The organism is Pseudonocardia sp. McavD-2-B (genome assembly GCF_024124365.1).
In the GTDB taxonomy this organism is placed as follows: domain Bacteria; phylum Actinomycetota; class Actinomycetes; order Mycobacteriales; family Pseudonocardiaceae; genus Pseudonocardia; species Pseudonocardia alni.
Genome location: NZ_JAMXSG010000001.1, coordinates 15,944 through 30,496, shown reverse-complemented (window position 1 = coordinate 30,496; position 14,553 = coordinate 15,944). Strand labels below are relative to the sequence as shown.

Genomic DNA, 14,553 nt, shown 5'->3' with positions numbered 1-14,553 from the left:
GTGAGTCGTGCGGGTGTACCGGGCACACGTGGCCCGGCAGTTCACGTTAGGCAGGCCGCCGAGCGCGGGACCTCCGAGCGATGACCGATCGACGTCGGCCGGTCTGCCGTCCCGCCTCGCGACGGATGACGTAGTCCGCACACGACGGAAGCGGCCGGGGGACCCGTCATCGGCGGCATCCGCCTGCGCGGACCCCTCTCTAGCGTCGAGCGCAGTGCGCGGAGTCGGCGGTCCCGGGCCGCCGCCGCGCAGGACGACCGACACCCGCCGACAGCGCCTGGTCGGCGCACGAGGAGGACACATGCTCGACGGCAGGGTTGCCGTGGTCACCGGATCGGGTCGCGGCCTGGGCCGGTCCTACGCCCGGGCGCTCGCCGCCGCCGGTGCGTCCGTGGTGGTCAACGACCTCGACGGCGACGTCGCCGAGGAGACGGTGCGCACGATCCTCGAGGCGGGCGGGTCCGCCGTCGCCGAGGTCGGTGCCGTCGGCGGCGCCGAGACGGCGCAGAGACTGGTCGACCGGGCGGTCGGCGAGTTCGGCCGGCTCGACGTCATGGTCACGAACGCGGGCGCGCTGCGGGACAGGACGCTCAGGAACACCACCGACGACGACTTCGACCTCGTCGTGAACAGCCACCTGCGGGGGACGTTCACCTGCGGCCGGGCCGCGGCGGCGCGGTTCCGCGAACAGGGCGAGGGCGGGCGGCTGATCCTGGTCGGGTCCCCGGCAGGTCAGCGCGCCAGCTTCGGGCAGACCGCCTACTCGGCCTCCAAGGGGGCGATCGTCGCCATGATGCGCACGTGGGCCGCGGAGCACGCCAAGATCGGGGTCACCGTCAACGCGATCGTGCCGACCGCGCTGACCCGCATGGTCGCCACCATCCCGGGGCTCGGTGAGCTCGTCGACGCCGTCGACCGCGGCGAGCCGGTGCCGGAGAACGTCCGTCGCCGGGGCCTCGGCTCGCCCGACGACGTCGCACCGGTGATCGTCTACCTCGCGTCGGCCGCCTCGGCCGAGGTCACCGGGCAGGCCATCGCCGCAGGTGGCGACCGCATCGCCCTCTGGACCCACCCCACCGAGATCGCCGAACAGCTCCACGCGGGCGGCTGGTCACCCGAGGAGGTGGCGGAGGCCTTCGCCGGCCCGTTGAAGGGCGAGTTGCCCGACCACCTGCCTGCTCCGCTCGACCTCGGAGGGAACTGAGATGGCCCGCACCGCGCACGGCGTCGAGGGGGTGCGCGCGCTCCCGCTCGGCGAGGAGCTCGGCCGCAGCGACCTCCACGAGATCACCCAGGAGGCCGTCGACACGTTCGCCGACGCCACCGGCGACCACCAGTGGATCCACGTCGACCCGGAGCGCGCGAAGGACGGCCCCTTCGGCGGCACCATCGCCCACGGCTACCTCACGCTCTCGCTCGTGCCGCGGTTGCTGCCGGAGATCCTGGAGATCACCGGGTTCAGCCTGGTCGTGAACTACGGCTGCGAGAAGGTCCGGTTCCCGTCTCCGGTCCCGGTGGGCAGCACGGTCCGCGCGACCGCGGTGCTCGACGAGGTCACCGAGGTGAAGGGCGGCCTGCAGCTGGCCATCACCATGACGATCGGCGTCGAGGACGCGGCCAAGCCCGCCTGCGTGGTCACGTTCCTGACCCGTCAGCTGGTCTGAGGCACGTCCCCGGCACCGACTCCACGACGACGACGCGGGCTCCCGTGCGGAGCCGGCGTCGTGGGGACGATGGTCGGGGCCCCGCGGTCAGGACAGGTGTGACACCTCCGGCCGGGACTTGTGGCCCTCGTCGTCGCCGACCGCACCCTGGGCGCCCCGCGTGTCGCACTCGGTGCTGCCGGCGACGCCGAGCCTGATCACGACCGACTTCGACGCCGGCTGGTTGCTCTTCAGCGCGGTGGCGTCGAGCGGGACCAGCGGGTTCGTCTCCGGGTAGTACGCCGCCGCGGTGCCCCGCGGGACGTCGTAGGCGACCAGCCGGAAGCCGGGTGCGCACCGGACGTGCTCGTCGCCGTCCCAGCGCGTGATCAGGTCGACGTGGTCGCCCTCGGTGTACCCGAGCGCGGCGATGTCCTCGCGGTGGCAGAACACGACCCGCCGTCCGCCCTCGATGCCGCGGTAGCGGTCCGACAGGCCGTAGATGGTGGTGTTGAACTGGTCGTGGCTGCGCAGGGTCTGGAGCAGCAGGTGCCCGTCGGGAACCTCCAGTACCTCGATCGGGGACACCTCGAACTTGCCGCGGCCGGACGCGGTCTCGAAGGTCCGCGAGTCCCGCGGCGGGTGCGGCAGGACGAACCCGCCGGGGCGGCGGACGTTCACCTCGTAGCTCTCGCACCCGGTCACGACGCGGGAGATGTGGTCGCGGATGCGGCGGTAGTCCCCGCGCATCGCCGCCCAGTCGATGCCGTACCGGTCGCCCAGGGTGGCCTCGGCGATCCCGGTGATGATCGCGACCTCGGAACGCAGGTGCGGGCTCGCCGGCGGCAGCGGGCCGCGGGACGAGTGCACCGAGCACGTGGAGTCCTCGACCGAGACGAACTGCGGTCCGGACTCCTGGACGTCGCGCTCGGTCCGGCCCAGGGTGGGCAGGATCAGCGCGGTCCGGCCGCCGTGCAGGTGCGACCGGTTGATCTTCGTCGAGATCTGCACGGTCAGCCGGGTGCCGGTCAGCGCCGCGGTCGTGACGTCGGTGTCCGGTGCGGCCTGCAGGAAGTTGCCGCCGAGGCCGACGAAGACCTTCACCCGGCGGTCGCGCATGGCCCGGATGCTGTCGACGGTGTCGAAACCGTGTGCGCGGGGCGGGTCGAACGCGAACTCGGTCTGCAGGGAGTCGAGGAAGGAGTCCGGGACGCGTTCCCAGATGCCCATGGTGCGGTCGCCCTGGACGTTGGAGTGGCCGCGGACCGGGAACAGCCCGGCGCCCGGACGACCGATGTTGCCCTGGGCCAGGGCGACGTTGACGACCTCCTTGATCGTCGCGACGCCGTTGCGGTGCTGGGTGAGGCCCATCGCCCAGCAGAAGACGGTCTTGCGCGAGTCCCGCAACAGGGCCGCGGCCCGGGTGATGTCGGCCCAGGACAGCCCGGTGGACCGGGTGACGGCGTCGCGATCGATCGAGGCGACGTGCTCGCGCCAGGCGTCGAAGCCGGTGGTGTGGCGGTCGAGGAACTCGTGGTCGAGGGCGTCCCACTCGACGAGCAGCGAGCCGATGGCCTGGAACAGCGCCAGATCGCCGTTGACCCGGACCGGCAGGTGCAGGTCGGACATGTCGGTACCGCGCCCGAGCACCCCCTGGGGGGTCTGCGGGTTCTTGAACCGCATCAGCCCGGCCTCGCGCAGCGGGTTGATCGTGAGGATCGTGGCGCCGTTCTTCTTGGCGTGCTCGAGCTGGGTCAGCATCCGCGGGTGGTTGGTGCCCGGGTTCTGCCCGGCGATGACGATGACGTCCGCCTCGAGCAGGTCGGGCAGCGTCACGCTGGCCTTGCCGATCCCGATCGACTCCTGCAGGGCGATCGAGGTCGACTCGTGGCACATGTTCGAGCAGTCCGGCAGGTTGTTCGTCCCGAACGCCCTGGCGAAGAGCTGGTAGACGAACGCGGCCTCGTTGGACGCCCGCCCGGAGGTGTAGAAGGTGGCCTCGCCGGGGTCGTCCAGGCCGTTCAGCTCGTCGGCGACGAGCCGGAACGCGTCGTCCCAGCCGATCGGCTCGTAGTGCGTGCCGCCGGGGCGTCGCACCATGGGGTGGGTGATCCGGCCCTGCTGACCGAGCCAGTACTCCGACCGGTCGTCGAGCTCGGCGACGCTGTGGCGGGCGAAGAACTCCGGTGTCGCCCGCCGCGTCGTCGCCTCCTCGGCGATCGCCTTCGCCCCGTTCTCGCAGAACTCGGCGACCGAGCGGTGCCCTGGGTCGGGGTCCGGCCAGGCGCAGCTGGTGCAGTCGAAGCCCTCGGCCTGGTTCAGCTTCAGCAGCGTGCGGGCGGTGCGGGACGGACCCATCCGCTCCAGCGACCGCTTCATCGACACCGCGACGGCCGTCGCACCGACGGCGTGGTCCTCGGGCGACCTGACCTCCAGGTCGGCCTCCGAGTAGTCGTCGCTGTGTCCATCCATGGGGCAACCTCCACCGTCGACTGCTGGGTGCCGCCGTGCCGGCGCCACACCCGTTGTGGAGGCCCTACCCGGCCGGTGGGATCCCAATCGTCCGAGGGCCCGATCGTGACTGCGTCGACGAGGTCTGCCCGGGCCGCCCGGCCGCCACGGCGACCCGGGTCGTCGTTCCCGGCGCCATCGACGCGCGGGCGGTGTCCGGCCTCATGGGCACGCCGTGCGCGGCGCAGACGTGGGTCCCGACCTGCGGCGCGCGACCGGCGAGGTGTCGCTGAGCGGTGCGCTGCACGACGCCGACCGTGAGCGCGTCCCGGGCTGCGGCGACGATCCCGCATGTCCGGGCGCTGCCGGAGGGCTCGCCCGCCGAGGTGCCCGACCGCCTGCTCGAGCACGCCGAGCACGAGCGGATCGACGCCGTGTCCGTGGATCAGCCGCAGGCGGCGAGCACACCGGCTGCTGCCAGCGGTGCGGTGGCCTCGCCGACCGTCGCGAACCCGTCGCCGCGGGTGTCGCCGCGCAGGTGCCGGGCATGGATGCCCTCGGCGATGACGGCGACCTTGAGGTAGGCCAGGCCGCGGTGGAACGCCCAGTCCCGCGGCTCGCGCCCGGACGACGCGGCGTAGCGCTCCACGAGCTCGTCGGCACCCGGCATCCGGGGGCTGGTGGAGGCCGCGGCCCCGGCCAGGACCGGGGCGAACACGGGGTCGCCGTAGACGACGTGCAGGGCCAGGTCGGCCAGCGGGTCGCCGAGGGTGGCCATCTCCCAGTCGACCAGGGCGCGCACCACGGTGGGGTCGTCGCGGTCGAGGATGGCGTTGTCGATGCGGAAGTCCCCGTGCACGACGGCGTGGTCGCTCTCGGCCGGGCAGGTCGCCTCGAGCAGGCCGTGCAGGGTGTCGACGTCGGGCAGCTCGCGGGTGGCGACGCGCTGCCACTGGCCGTACCAGCGCTCGACCTGGCGGCGCAGGTACCCGGCGGGGCGGCCCAGCTCGGCCGGCGGACCGGTGGTGACGTCGACGGCGTGCAGCGCGGCGAGGGTGTCGACCAGGGAGAACGCGGTCGCCCGCACGCCTGCGTCGTCGAGGGCGGCGAGGTCGTCCTCGCTGCGCACCACGATCCCGTCGACGAACCCGGTGAGCGCGAACGGCACCCCGAGCACCGCGTCGTCGGCCAGCGCCACCGCCGGTGCCACCGGGACCCCGGACCCGGCGAGGGCGGCGACGACCCGGTACTCGCGGCCCATGTCGTGCGCGGACGGAGTCAGCGTGCCGAGCGGGGGGCGGCGCAGGATCCAGACGTGTTCGCCGTCGGTGACCCGGTAGGTGAGGTTGGACCGCCCGCCCGAGACGAGTTCGGCGGTGACCCCGCCGCGGTAGCCGTCGACGTGCCGGCGCAGGAAGGCGTCCAGCGCGGTCAGGTCCAGGCCGTCGGGGCTCATCGGGTGGCCCGCGCGACGGCGCGGCGGGCGATCGACCAGCGGTGGGTCTCCGAGGGGCCGTCGTAGATGCGGAACGGGCGCACCTCGCGCAGGAACCGGCCCAGCAGCACGTCCCCGGAGACGCCGCGGCCGCCGTTGAGCTGCAGGGCCCGGTCGACGACCCGCCACACGGCCTCCGCGGTGAAGGTCTTGGCGATCGAGGCCTCCATCCCGGCGGGGCGGCCCTGGTCGAGCTCCCAGCAGGCGTGCAGGATCAGCCCGCGCGCGGCGGCGATGTCGATCTCGTTGTCGGCGATCATCGCCTGCGCCATCCCGAGGTCGGCCAGCCGCGACCCGAACACCTGCCGCTCCGCCGCCCAGGCCACGGCGATGTCCTGGGCGCGGCGCGCGATGCCCAGCCAGCGCATGCAGTGGGTCAACCGGGCCGGGCCGAGACGGACCTGGGCGTAGCGGTAGCCCTCGTCGACCTCACCCAGCACGGCGTCGTCGGTGACGCGGCAGTCGGAGAACTCGACCTCCAGGTGCCCGCCGTAGAGCGACTCGTCCAGCGTCGGGATGTGGCGGCCGATCGTCATCCCGGGGTTGTCGGCGTCGACGAGGAACATCGTCGCACCACCACGGTCGCCGGGCACGCCGCTGGTGCGGGCCATGACGATGGCGAACGCGGCGCCGTCGGCGCCGGTGATGAACCACTTCCGGCCGTCGATCCGCCAGCCGCCGTCGACCCGGGTGGCCGTGGTGGACAGCGCGTCGGGGTCGGACCCGGCGCCGGGGGAGGGCTCGGTCATCGCGAAGCACGAGCGCACGTCCCCGGCGGCGAGCGGGGCGAGGTAGCGGACCTTCTGGTCCTCCGAGGCGATCCGATCGAGCAGGTGGATGTTGCCCTCGTCGGGGGCGGCGATGTTCAGCGCGATCGGGCCGAGCAGCGAGTAGCCGGCCTCGGTGAACACCGCGGCGCGGCCGCACATGTCCAGGCCGTGCCCGCCGAACTCGGGGGCGGCGTGCGGGGCGAACACGCCCGCGGCGCGGGCGGCGTCCTGCAGCCGGACCCGCTCCCCGTCCGACGGCAGGACGCCGCCGTGGGCCTCCTCGACCGGGACCACCACCTCCCGGACGAAGCGTGCCGTCCGCTCCGCGAGGTCCTGCACGTGCGCGTCCTGGGCGAGGTCGACCGCCATGTCTCCTCCATCGGCTAATGATTGTTAGCCATCTTGTAGCAGCATCGCGGCAGCCAAGGACAGCGTCGGGAGCCACATCTCACATCGCGGCTATAGACTGCTAGCCGTGCGGAGTGATCAGATCCGGTCGGCGGCGCTGGCGGAGTTCGCCCGCCGCGGCTACGAGGCGACGACGATGGCCGACATCGGAGCCGCCGTCGGGATCCGCGGGCCGAGCCTCTACAAGCACGTCCGCTCCAAGCAGGAGCTGCTCGCCTCGGTCATCGACGCCACCATGGACGCGCTGATCCGCGAGCACGACGCCGCGGTGGCCGGGATCGACGACCCGGTCGAACGGCTGCGCCGCGCCGTCGAGGCGCACGTGCGCTTCCACGCCCGGAACCGGGTGGAGGCCTTCGTCGGTAACCGGGAGCTGCGCAGCCTGACCGAACCGCACCGGTCGGAGATCCTCGCCAGGCGCGCCGACTACGAGCAGCGCTTCCGGCGGCTGATCGCCGACGGTGCCGACGCCGGGGTGTTCTCGGTCGCGTCGCCGCAGCTCGCGTCGTACGCGATCCTCGACCAGGGGATGGGCGTCGCGGTGTGGTTCCGCGACGATGCGGGCCCGGGGGAGAACGAGGTCGCCTGGCAGCTCGCGGAGTTCGCGCTGCGCCTCGTCGGGGCCGGGCCCGCCGCGCTCAGGCCCCGGTGAACCGCGGCCGCCGGCGCTCGGCCGGCGCCCGCGCGCTCCAGGATCGGCATCCGGGCGCCCGGCCCTGGACCGCGGGGTGGGGACACGGACCGTCGTCACCCGGGCCGGCGTGGTGTCCGCCGACGACGACCGGGTCACCGCCCTGCTCTACTTCACGCAGGAGGCCGCCCGCACCGGCGAGCCGCCGCGCACCACCGCGGGCCGCGCCGAGGTCACGGTCGAGCGGGTCGACGGCCGGTGGCTCGTGTCCGACCTGCGCAACTTCTAGGCGAGAAGGAGACGTGACCCCATGACGGGTGTCGAGGTGAAGGTCGAGGGGCTGACGAAGTCCTTCGGTCGGGCCAACATCTGGTCGGACGTGAGCCTGACGCTGCCCGCGGGTGAGGTGTCGGTGCTGCTCGGGCCGTCGGGTACGGGCAAGTCGGTGTTCCTGAAGTCCCTGATCGGGCTGCTCAAGCCGGAGCGGGGGTCGATCGTGATCGAGGGCGTCGACCTGTGCAAGTGCTCGGAGTCCGAGCTGTACGAGATCCGGAAGCTGTTCGGGGTGTTGTTCCAGGACGGTGCGTTGTTCGGGTCGATGAACCTGTTCGACAACATCGCGTTCCCGTTGCGGGAGCACACGCGTAAGTCGGAGTCGGCGATCCGCGACATCGTCATGGAGAAGATCGACATGGTCGGTCTGGTCGGTGCCGAGGGCAAGCTGCCGGGTGAGATCTCGGGTGGTATGCGTAAGCGGGCGGGGCTGGCGCGGGCGTTGGTGCTGGATCCGAAGATCATTCTTTTCGACGAGCCGGACTCGGGTCTGGACCCGGTGCGCACGGCGTATCTGAACCAGCTGATCATCGATCTGAACGCGATGACGGACTCGACGTTCCTGATCGTCACCCACGACATCAACTCGGCGCAGACGGTGCCGGACAACATCGGGCTGCTCTATCGCAAGCATCTGTCGATGTTCGGTCCGCGGGAGGTGTTGCTGACCTCCGACGAGCCGGTGGTGGCGCAGTTCCTGAACGGTCGTCGTGAGGGGCCGATCGGGATGTCGGAGGAGAAGGACGCCGCGCAGGCCGCCCGTGAGATGGAGGAGGCGAGTGGTGAGCTGGAGGGGCGTCCGGAGATGAAGCCGCAGCTCGTGGCGTCGACCGGGATGCCCGACCGGCAGGCGGTGCACCGCCGCCGTGAGCGGGTCCAGGCGATGCTGCACGAGCTGCCCGAGTCGGCCCAGGAGGCGATCCGGGAGCAGTACGCCGATGCCGACGCGGCGTCCACCGGCCCGTCGCGGGACGGGACGACCCGGCAGGAGGCGCGAGCGGGCGGCGACGACTGGCCCACCGACGTCCACCCGCGGGTCAGCGGCTGACGGAGGGGGTCCCGGTCCATCCCGCCGCGCGCTTCGACGGGACGACGCGCAGGGAGACCTGCCGGTGCGGGCTCAGCTCCCGGCGTCTCCCGAGGGCAGTGCCGGGTCCGCCTTGAGCGCGACCCCGGACAGCTTCAGCCGCCGCGCCTCGCTCATCAGCAGGGCGAGCGTGGTCGCGGCGGCGGCGTAGCCGGTGCCGTGCGGCGGTCGGACGTTGGAGATGCAGTTGCGCTCGGAGTCGCGGCGGCCGCGGTGGGCGTCGTAGGTGAAGTACAGCCCGAGCGAGTCGACCGAGCTCATCCCCGGCCGCTCCCCGACGAGCACGACGACGTGCCGCGCCCCGACCGCGGTCGCGATCTCGTCGCCGAGCGCGACCCGGGCCTGGGTGGCGACGACGACCGGCGCCACCCGCCACCCGTCGAGCCGGTCGAGGATCTCGGCCAGCATCCCCGGGGCGTGCTCGGCGACCGCGCGGGGCGAGAGCCCGTCGGCGACGACGAGCACCACGTCGTGCTCCCCGCGCGGCAGGTCGGCGCCGTCGGCGAGGCGGCGGCCCAGGTCGGGCCGGGTCAGGTACTCGGTGCGGTCGGCCGGGGCCCCGGCGGCGCGCAGCGTGTCCACCCCGAGCGCGGCGATCCGGTCGGTGAGCGCGTCGACGTCGAGCGGGGTGTGCACGGCGTCGCGGGCCGCGGCGTGCGCGGCGCGCAGCTCCAGCAGCCGCGCGGTCGGCAGTGCGTCCCCGGCCCGGCCGAGCGCCACCCGCGCCCGGGTGGAGGCCCGCAGCAGCTCCAGCGGGTCCGCCGCGCTCACCCCACACCTGCCGTGAGCGCCCGGACCGCGGACGGTGCGAGCTCCTTGAGCCGTCCGTCCGGTGCCAGCATGTCCATGGTGGACAGCCATCCCTCGAACTCGGGGGCGGGACGCAGGCCCAGCACCTGACGGGCGTAGAGCGCGTCGTGGAAGGACAGCGACTGGTAGTGGAGCATCACGTCGTCGCCGCCGGGCACGCAGATCACGAATGAGCAACCGGCCGCGCCGAGCAGGGTGAGCAGGGCGTCGGTGTCGTCGGCGTCGGCCTCGGCGTGGTTGGTGTAGCAGACGTCGACACCCATCGGGACACCCAGCAGCTTCCCGCACACGTGGTCCTCCAGCCCGGCACGGGTGATCTGCTTGCCGTCGTAGAGGTACTCCGGCCCGATGAACCCGACGACGGTGTTGACCAGAAGCGGGTCGAACGCCCGGCACACGGCGTAGGCGCGGGCTTCGAGGGTCTGCTGGTCGACGCCGTGGTGGGCGTCGGCGGACAGCGCGGAGCCCTGCCCGGTCTCGAAGTACATGCAGTTCGTGCCGACGGTGCCCCGGCCCAGTGACAGCGCCGCGTCGTGTGCCTCGCGCAGCATCGCCAGGGTCACCCCGAACCCGGTGTTCGCCGCCTCGGTGCCGGCGACGGACTGGAACACCAGGTCCACCGGGGCGCCGCGCTCCATGATCTCGATGGAGGTCGTGACGTGGGCGAGCACGCAGGACTGGGTGGGGATGTCGTAGCGGGTGCGCACCTCGTCGATCAGGTGCAGCAGGTCGGTGGTGCGCTGCGGCGAGTCCGTCGCCGGGTTGATGCCGATGACGGCGTCGCCGCAGCCGAGCAGCAGCCCGTCGACGATGGACGCGGTCACCCCGGACGGGTCGTCGGTGGGGTGGTTGGGCTGCAGCCGGGTCGCCATCGTGCCGGGCAGCCCGACCGTCGAGCGGAACGCGGTGACGACCGGGGTGCGCCGCGCGACGGCGATCAGGTCCTGCAACCGCATCAGCTTCGAGACGGCCGCGACCATCTCCGGGGTCAGGCCGGGGGCGAGCGAGGTGGTGTCGGTGGTGGGATCGAGCAGGTGCTCGCGGAAACCGCCGACGGTCATCGACGCGACGGGGGCGAACGCCGCGCGGTCGTGCGAGTCGAGGATCAGGCGGGTCACCTCGTCGTCCTCGTAGGGGACGACCTGCTCGGTCAGGAACGTCGCGAGCGGCAGGTCGGCGAGCACCGTCTGGGCGGCCACGCGCTCGGACTCCGAGCGGGCGGCGACACCGGCCAGCACGTCCCCGGAGCGTTCCGGGGTGGCGGCGGCCAGCAGCGCCCGCAGGTCCGCGAATTCGTGGGTGTGCCCCCCGACGGAGGCCCTGCGGGTCGTCACGTGAGCTCGGCCTCCGCCTGTGCCAGCGCCGCGAACTCCTCGTCGGGGGCCGCGGCGACCAGGTGGTGTCGGGAGTAGAGCGCGAAGTACAGCATGAACAGGGCGAAGGCGCCGAGGGTCGCGCCCGCCGCGACCGGGTCGACGAGGAACGTCGCGATGACGGCGAGCACGGCGACGACCAGCGCGAACCCGGTCGTGACGACGCCGCCGGGGGTCCGGTAGGGCCGCGGCATCTCCGGCGCGGTCCGGCGCAGCACGATGTGGCTGACCATCATCAGCACGTACGACAGCGCGGCCCCGAACACCGCCATGTTCAGCAGCACGTCCCCCTGCCCGGTCAGCGAGAGCAGGAACCCGATCGCGCCGGGGACGATCAGGGCGAGGGTGGGCGCCTTGCGGCTGTTGGTCACCGACAGCACCCGCGGCAGGTACCCGGCACGCGACAGCGCGAAGGTCTGGCGGGAGTAGGCGTAGATGATCGAGAAGAAGCTCGCGACGAGCCCGGCCAGACCGACGTAGTTGACGACGACCCCGGCGGTCGACCCGCCGAGCGCCTCGACGAGCGGGTTGCCCGACTCCGACAGCGTCTGCGCGCCGAGCGCGCCGGTCGCGAGGACCAGCACCAGCGCCCCGGTGACGAGCAGGACCAGCATCGCGGCGACGATCCCGCGGGGCACGTTGCGCTCGGGGTCGCGTGCCTCCTCCGCGGCCAGCGGGACGCCCTCCAGCGCGAGGAAGAACCAGATCGCGAACGGCACCGCCGACCAGATCCCCAGGTAGCCGAACGGCAGGAACGGTGACGCCCCGGCGGCCGCGGTCGGCGCGATGTCGACGAGGTTCGCGGCGTCGAACAGCGGCACGGCGGCGACGGCGAAGATCAGCAGCCCGAGCACGGCGATCGCGGTGATCACGAACATGACCTTGAGGGCCTCGCCGACCCCGGCGATGTGGATACCGATGAACACCAGGTAGGCGGCGAGGTAGACCCACCAGCCGTCGGTGATCCCGAACAGGCCGAGTGACTCGACGTAGGCGCCGATGAAGGTGGCGATCGCCGCGGGGGCGATGGCGTACTCGATGAGGATCGCGGTGCCGGTCGCGAACCCGCCCCACGGGCCCAGCGCGCGGCGAGCGAAGGTGTAGCCGCCGCCCGCGGCGGGCAGCGCCGAGGACAGCTCGGCCATGCCCAGCACCATCGCGAAGTACATGCCCGCGATGACGACACCGGCGATCAGCAGCCCGCCGAACCCGCCCTGGGCGAGGCCGAAGTTCCAGCCGGAGTAGTCGCCGGAGATGACGTAGCTGACGCCGAGCCCGGCGAGCAGGACCCAGCCCGCCGCCCCGGTCCGCAGCTGTCGTCGTTCCAGGTACTCCGACGGATCGTGGGCCATGGCGTCCTCCCGGGCACGTCCTCGCCGACGGAACCGTCGGTGTGGGGACAAGCTAGGGAGTGCGGGCCGGACCGGGGTAGGGCCGCGCGGGGTAACCGTGTGAAGAGTGTGTGTCCGCCGCGGGGTGCGGGGCGGTGCGGGGCGGTGGCGCCCGCACCGCCCCGCACCGGGGTGCTCAGTCCGCGAGCTTGCTGATCGCCTGCGCCCAGAGGAAGAACTTGTTGGTGCCCAGGTCACGGACGGTCGTGATGTTGAACGCCTCCTTGAGGAGCTTCGCGTCGCCCTCGGAGACGCCCTTCAGCGCGTCGACGGGGGCGTCGGCCAGCTCCTCGACGCCCTTGCCCTCGTACGCCTTGTCGAACTTGCCGGCGATGTCGCCCACGACTGCTCCTTCCCGATGCGGCCCGGGGCCGCGTCCTACGGATGTGCGTGGGCCAGCCTGGCAGTGATCGTTGCGGGACCGAACGACCGACACCCGTGACTCGGTGAACGGGCGAGCGGGCCGCCGAGCGTGACCCCGCGGCGGTCAGTTCCCGCCCTGGCCACCCCCGCCGGGCCCGCCGCCAGGACGGCCCGGCGTCGCCTCGACGGTGGCCTGCGGCAGCAGGACCTGCTGGCCGTCGTCGAGGCCGGACCGCACCTCGGTGAACTGGTCGCCCACCAGGCCGGGGACGAACTGCCGGGTCACCGCGGCGCCGTCGTCGCCGGGCACGTCGACGACCGAGCGGCCGCCCTCCTGCCGGACGGCGGTGTTCGGCACCCGCAGCACCCCGTTGCGGGCCTCGGTGCGCACGTCGGCCTGCGCGGTCTGGCCGTCGCGCAGCTGCGGGTCGGTGCGGTTCAGCACGACGGTCGCGTAGTAGCTCACGACGCCCGACAGCTGCGTCGCGGTCGGCGCGACGGCCACCACGGTCGCCGGCAGGCTCACCCCGGGCAACGCGTCGACGGTGACGTCGACGGTCTGGTTCGGCGCGACCCGCGCGGCGTCGCTCTCCTCGAACGGGACGACCAGCTGATAGGTCTGCAGGTCGTTGAGGGTGAGGAACGGCGCCCCGCCCGCCGCGGACGCGCCGCCACCGACGGCCCCCGCGCCGCCCGAGGCCGCCGAGGCCGACCCGACGGCCTGCGGGATCCGGGCGTCGGTGCCGGGGGCGAGCGCGGTCGCGGCGCTCGCGGCGGGCACGACGTCACCGACCGCGCCGTTGATCGCGGACACGGTGCCGGCGACCGGGGCGCGCAGCAGGGTGTCGTCGAGCGCGCGCTGGGCGTCGGCGAGGGTGTTGCGGGCGTCGGCGACCACGGCGTCCTGCACCGCGACGTCGGCAGGTGCGTCGTTGTTCGCCCCGGTGAGCTGCGAGCGGGCGTCGGACACCGCGCTCTCGGCGTTCGCGATCGAGACCCGGCCGGAGGCGGCGCCGGTGTCGCGGGTGCCCTCGGCCTGCGCCAGCGCCGTCTGCGAGGTGATGACCTGGCCCTTCGCCGTCGTCACGGCCTGCTCGTCGGTGGCGACGGCGGTGCAGGCCGGGTCGGTCGTCGCCGCGCCGAGGCCGGACCCGCCCGAGGTGCCGGACCCGCCGGACAGACCGCCGAGCAGCCCGCCGCCGGACGGGTCGGCGGTGGGCTCCGGGGTCGCGGACGCGGTGCTGCCGCCGGAGCGCTTGCAGGCCCGCCGGTCGGTCTCCAGCTTCTCCTGGGCCGCGGCGAGCTGCTTGCGGTCGAAGGCGAGCTGGACCCTCGCCCGCTCGACGGCGGTGTCGTTCGCCGCGTTCTGCGCCCCGACCTGGTCGCGGGTCGCGGCCAGTACCGACTCCGCCGAGGCCAGCGACGCCTGCGCGGCCTCGACGGTGTTCGCGCCGGTCAGCTTGCCCAGCGACGCCTGCTGCTGGTCCAGCCCCGCCTGCGCGGCGGCGACCTGGGACCGGGCCTCGGCGTCGTCGAGCCGGGCGAGCGGCTGCCCGGCGGCGACGGTCTCGCCGACCTCCACGAGCAGCTCGGTGACCCGGCCGCCGTCGGTGAACCCGAGGTTCTGCTGGGTGATCGACACCAGCGACCCCGACGCCGACACCCCGGTGGAGACCACACCCCGGTCGACGACGGCAGTCGGCGGCGGCTGGTCCCCTCCGGTGCAGGCCGTGAGGCCGACGAGTCCGGCGAGCAGCAGGCTGCCCGCGAGCCGCAGTCGGGTCATGAAGTGCTCCTC

At 73.3% G+C, this 14,553-nt stretch carries 13 protein-coding genes; 5 read left to right on the top strand and 8 right to left on the bottom strand.

Annotation, left to right across the window (positions count from 1 at the left end; genetic code table 11):
• Positions 1-301 precede the first annotated feature (301 nt).
• Positions 302-1,204, top strand: a complete 903-nt coding sequence (locus NH602_RS00150) for an SDR family NAD(P)-dependent oxidoreductase (protein WP_179762115.1) — start codon at positions 302-304, stop codon at positions 1,202-1,204.
• 1 nt (position 1,205) lies between these two features.
• A complete protein-coding gene (locus tag NH602_RS00145; protein ID WP_253066640.1) occupies positions 1,206-1,664 on the top strand; it encodes a MaoC family dehydratase in 459 nt (152 codons plus the stop codon).
• An 87-nt stretch (positions 1,665-1,751) separates the two neighbouring features.
• Here the strand turns inward: NH602_RS00145 and NH602_RS00140 are convergent, their stop codons facing one another.
• The 3 genes from NH602_RS00140 to NH602_RS00130 form a co-directional block, all read right to left on the bottom strand.
• Positions 1,752-4,115 (bottom strand): FdhF/YdeP family oxidoreductase, encoded by a 2,364-nt coding sequence (locus tag NH602_RS00140; protein WP_253066639.1) that lies wholly within the window; start codon positions 4,113-4,115, stop codon positions 1,752-1,754.
• Positions 4,116-4,539: 424 nt separating this feature from the next.
• Complete coding sequence (locus NH602_RS00135; protein ID WP_253066638.1) at positions 4,540-5,550, bottom strand: phosphotransferase family protein; 1,011 nt, start codon at positions 5,548-5,550, stop codon at positions 4,540-4,542.
• Positions 5,547-6,728 (bottom strand): acyl-CoA dehydrogenase family protein, encoded by a 1,182-nt coding sequence (locus NH602_RS00130; protein ID WP_253066637.1) that lies wholly within the window; start codon positions 6,726-6,728, stop codon positions 5,547-5,549. Before NH602_RS00130 ends, NH602_RS00135 begins: the two co-directional genes overlap by 4 nt.
• A gap of 106 nt (positions 6,729-6,834) precedes the next feature.
• Here NH602_RS00130 and NH602_RS00125 point away from each other — a divergent pair, with 106 nt between their 5' ends.
• From NH602_RS00125 to NH602_RS00115, 3 genes are all read left to right on the top strand, one after another.
• Positions 6,835-7,419, top strand: a complete 585-nt coding sequence (locus NH602_RS00125) for a TetR/AcrR family transcriptional regulator (protein WP_100878442.1) — start codon at positions 6,835-6,837, stop codon at positions 7,417-7,419.
• Between the two features lie 76 nt (positions 7,420-7,495).
• Positions 7,496-7,687, top strand: coding sequence for a hypothetical protein (locus NH602_RS00120; protein ID WP_179762119.1), 192 nt, complete (start codon positions 7,496-7,498; stop codon positions 7,685-7,687).
• Between the two features lie 21 nt (positions 7,688-7,708).
• Positions 7,709-8,779, top strand: coding sequence for an ABC transporter ATP-binding protein (locus NH602_RS00115; RefSeq protein WP_253066636.1), 1,071 nt, complete (start codon positions 7,709-7,711; stop codon positions 8,777-8,779).
• A gap of 72 nt (positions 8,780-8,851) precedes the next feature.
• Here the strand turns inward: NH602_RS00115 and eutC are convergent, their stop codons facing one another.
• From eutC to NH602_RS00090, 5 genes are all read right to left on the bottom strand, one after another.
• Positions 8,852-9,589, bottom strand: a complete 738-nt coding sequence (gene eutC / locus NH602_RS00110) for an ethanolamine ammonia-lyase subunit EutC (RefSeq protein WP_073577364.1) — start codon at positions 9,587-9,589, stop codon at positions 8,852-8,854.
• Complete coding sequence (locus tag NH602_RS00105) at positions 9,586-10,962, bottom strand: ethanolamine ammonia-lyase subunit EutB (protein ID WP_253066635.1); 1,377 nt, start codon at positions 10,960-10,962, stop codon at positions 9,586-9,588. Before NH602_RS00105 ends, eutC begins: the two co-directional genes overlap by 4 nt.
• A complete protein-coding gene (gene eat, locus NH602_RS00100; RefSeq protein WP_179762123.1) occupies positions 10,959-12,353 on the bottom strand; it encodes an ethanolamine permease in 1,395 nt (464 codons plus the stop codon). The genes NH602_RS00105 and eat overlap by 4 nt, the downstream gene beginning before the upstream one ends.
• A 175-nt stretch (positions 12,354-12,528) precedes the next feature.
• Entirely contained in the window at positions 12,529-12,735 is a 207-nt protein-coding gene (locus NH602_RS00095) for a hypothetical protein (RefSeq protein ID WP_073577367.1), read from the bottom strand.
• A 144-nt stretch (positions 12,736-12,879) separates the two neighbouring features.
• A complete protein-coding gene (locus NH602_RS00090) occupies positions 12,880-14,541 on the bottom strand; it encodes an HlyD family efflux transporter periplasmic adaptor subunit (protein ID WP_253066634.1) in 1,662 nt (553 codons plus the stop codon).
• Positions 14,542-14,553 lie beyond the last annotated feature (12 nt).

Excerpts from the sequence above, each read along its gene's own strand:
- NH602_RS00115 (WP_253066636.1), top strand. The coding sequence starts at position 7,709 with ATGACGGGTGTCGAGGTGAAGGTCGAGGGGCTGACGAAGTCCTTCGGT.
- NH602_RS00140 (WP_253066639.1), bottom strand. The coding sequence starts at position 4,115 with ATGGATGGACACAGCGACGACTACTCGGAGGCCGACCTGGAGGTCAGG.
- NH602_RS00145 (WP_253066640.1), top strand. The coding sequence starts at position 1,206 with ATGGCCCGCACCGCGCACGGCGTCGAGGGGGTGCGCGCGCTCCCGCTC.
- NH602_RS00150 (WP_179762115.1), top strand. The coding sequence starts at position 302 with ATGCTCGACGGCAGGGTTGCCGTGGTCACCGGATCGGGTCGCGGCCTG.
- NH602_RS00090 (WP_253066634.1), bottom strand. The coding sequence starts at position 14,541 with ATGACCCGACTGCGGCTCGCGGGCAGCCTGCTGCTCGCCGGACTCGTC.
- NH602_RS00130 (WP_253066637.1), bottom strand. The coding sequence starts at position 6,728 with ATGGCGGTCGACCTCGCCCAGGACGCGCACGTGCAGGACCTCGCGGAG.
- eat (WP_179762123.1), bottom strand. The coding sequence starts at position 12,353 with ATGGCCCACGATCCGTCGGAGTACCTGGAACGACGACAGCTGCGGACC.
- NH602_RS00135 (WP_253066638.1), bottom strand. The coding sequence starts at position 5,550 with ATGAGCCCCGACGGCCTGGACCTGACCGCGCTGGACGCCTTCCTGCGC.